1 protein-coding gene is annotated in these 616 nt (G+C 67.0%); it reads right to left on the bottom strand.

Annotated features, from left to right (window positions below; genetic code table 11):
- On the bottom strand, positions 1–616 hold a 616-nt coding region (locus CS062_RS25195), incomplete at both ends, for a molybdopterin-dependent oxidoreductase (RefSeq protein ID WP_158238935.1).

A 616-nucleotide genomic window follows, 5' to 3' on the forward strand; every position in this document is an offset into this window, starting at 1 on the left:
CAGGTGCAACGGATACCGGCGGGCGCGTTCGCCGCCCAGCCATTCGGCCGGCTCGTACCAGCGGGGGTGGCCCGCACAGTCGTCGTAACCGAAGCTGTCGATGTCCTCGGAGAAGATCTCGATGCGTCCGCTCGGTGTGCCCAGCGGATGTGCCTGCGGGTCAGCGCGGAAGTCCTCGAACAGCGTCAGTCCGGTGTCGGTGGGCAGCTCCACGTGGCCCGCGGCCCAGAACTCGGCGAAGCTCGGGACCGCGAAATCCAGCCCGGCAGCCCATTTCTCGTACAGATGCACGAGCCATTCCCACGCCGTGCGGCCCTCGGTGAACTGCTCGCCGAAGCCCAGTCGTTCGGCGAGCGCCGAGAATGTCGTGTAATCGTCGCGGGAGTCGGCGTACGGTTCGGCCAACTGCGGCATGGCCACCAGCAGCGGATCGTTCTTGGAACCCGAGAAGTCGTTGCGCTCGAACGACGTTGTCGACGGCACGACGATGTCGGCGTGCTTGGCCATCGCCGTCCAGTACGGATCGTGCACCACGATGGTGTCCACGCGGCCCAGCGCGCGGCGCAGCCGCGGGATGTTCTGGTGGTGGTGGAACGGATTGCCGCCCGACCAGTAC

Source organism: Roseateles chitinivorans (assembly GCF_002761755.1).
Taxonomy (GTDB): domain Bacteria; phylum Pseudomonadota; class Gammaproteobacteria; order Burkholderiales; family Burkholderiaceae_C; genus Roseateles; species Roseateles chitinivorans.